Below are 1,739 nucleotides of genomic sequence, written 5' to 3'. Positions count from 1 at the left end.
TCGCTATCTGTGAAAGTTACACGGCTTTCTCATAAAAAATTAACTTGCTTAAGTGTTGAAATGAGTGTCTCAGGTAAATCAACAAATTCCTCGATTTTTTGCTGAAAATTCTTCGCGCCTGACCAGCGCAGTAGATTGGCCGAAAAGCAGCGTAATTTTGCCATTATTTGAGCTTGGTTTCCGTTTTTGACCAACACATTATCTTCGTTGAAAGTGACATCTAAAATCCAATTATTAGATTCCACGCCCCAGTGTTTGCGTATGGTGTCCGCCAATTCTGAGCCTTGTTTAGCGGAGCTAACCTTTTGATTACTTATGTAATAAGAGGTGTCTGTCGTCGTCTTTTCAGTATGGGTGTTGAACGTTTCCCGATGAACAACAATCAGCGTGTTTATAGCGCTTTTTTGCCAACGCGTATCAAGGCTTGTCGACGCCATCGAAAATAGCTGCGCCTGACGTGTTGTAATCCGACCATGTTCCGGATCGACCGTCTCATTTTTAGCTATCATCAGCGATGCATTCTGCGCGACTTCCTGACAGTTGTGCCAATAAAATCGGCTGGTTTTCCTTAACTTGGACAACATAGCTGCCTTTCGATTGGGCGATTTGCGCGGTCGTTTCCGGATTACAATGATGCGCATCCAGCGTGATTTTTTTCTTTTCTAACCCGGTGTCTTTAAGGAAATCGCGTACAACGGTTATTTCGCTGGATTTCTCACCCACTTGGCGGGCTTGCGCTACATCAATTCGGCTATCATGGGATACCGCATGAACCAAGGCTTGTTTTTCGCACGACTTGAGCGTCCCTCTCAGCGTTTTTCCGTCTACAGCAATCCATTCGTTGTCAACCGATAACATGATGTGTGCATCAAAACAGTCGTAAATAAGCACGTTCAAATCGTCCCAATTTAACTGCGCGAGCATTCTTGGCAAATGGGCTCGTGAGATCGGCATCGCATCTTTTTCTCCTGTTATCTTACGCAACCATTTTATTTTGTTGCTAATATAGCGGTGTTGTTCCGATACCTTCGAACGGTTCGACATTAAGCCCAATACAACCGCTGTGATTAAAAAATGTAGCGTGTGTCTTTTTCCTCGAGTATCGCGTTTATCGGGGAGTTTTTTGATTGCTTTTATAAATTTTTTCCTTTTTTGCCTAGATTCCGTTTTATTTATAGCACGCTCTATGGACATCTTTCTCTTATCGGTTGTGTTTCTAATTTTTCAATAGTATGCCTCTTGTCTATAAATTTTTTTTATGAGAAAGTCGTGCGCTAACACCGTCTTGAGTGAACGAGGCGATTCAGCCACTTTATCAAGAGTATAGTCTTTCGATTCACCGCTCAGTTTACGGGGACGCCCGCTACGCGGTTTATCCAAGAGGGCGGCTACCCCGCTATTATCCCAGGCATTTAGCCAGGTTACTGCGTTTGTCGACAAAACCCAAAAATAGCAGACAATTCTTTCAGGTTAAAACCCGCCGCGCTCAGTAAAACGGCTTGCGCCCTTTCCCGTGGCACAGGACTTGGATGATGCCGTTTCATATTCTCAAGGGTTTCTCTTTCTTCTGGTAATAGGGGTTTTACAAACAACATCGTGAAATCTTACGTCGTTTTAAATTCTAGTAGTTTAACTTATTTTCTTGTTAAATAATTTTTGAAATACTACTTATAACAGGTGGTTTGGTTGAGCGCTTACCAGCCACAGGCCAAGTCGTCAGTGGGAAAAATTTAACTCCA

At 43.0% G+C, this 1,739-nt stretch carries 3 protein-coding genes; all 3 read right to left on the bottom strand.

The features are described from left to right. Positions 1-29 precede the first annotated feature (29 nt). From VZ94_RS31325 to VZ94_RS33020, 3 genes are read right to left on the bottom strand one after another with little or no spacing between them, the layout of a single operon-like run. Positions 30-509 carry an ISAs1 family transposase gene (locus VZ94_RS31325; protein WP_045780843.1) on the bottom strand — a complete coding sequence of 160 codons (480 nt, stop codon included), beginning with the start codon at positions 507-509 and terminating at the stop codon, positions 30-32. Further along, positions 499-1,194, bottom strand: coding sequence for an ISAs1 family transposase (locus VZ94_RS31320; protein WP_045780842.1), 696 nt, complete (start codon positions 1,192-1,194; stop codon positions 499-501). The genes VZ94_RS31325 and VZ94_RS31320 overlap by 11 nt, the downstream gene beginning before the upstream one ends. Positions 1,195-1,224: 30 nt before the next feature. Then, positions 1,225-1,440: a helix-turn-helix domain-containing protein gene (locus tag VZ94_RS33020; RefSeq protein WP_157845019.1), complete on the bottom strand. Its 216-nt coding sequence runs from the start codon at positions 1,438-1,440 to the stop codon at positions 1,225-1,227. Positions 1,441-1,739 lie beyond the last annotated feature (299 nt).

The organism is Methylocucumis oryzae, from assembly GCF_000963695.1.
GTDB lineage: Bacteria > Pseudomonadota > Gammaproteobacteria > Methylococcales > Methylomonadaceae > Methylovulum > Methylovulum oryzae.
This window is presented reverse-complemented; position numbering and strand designations above follow the sequence as displayed.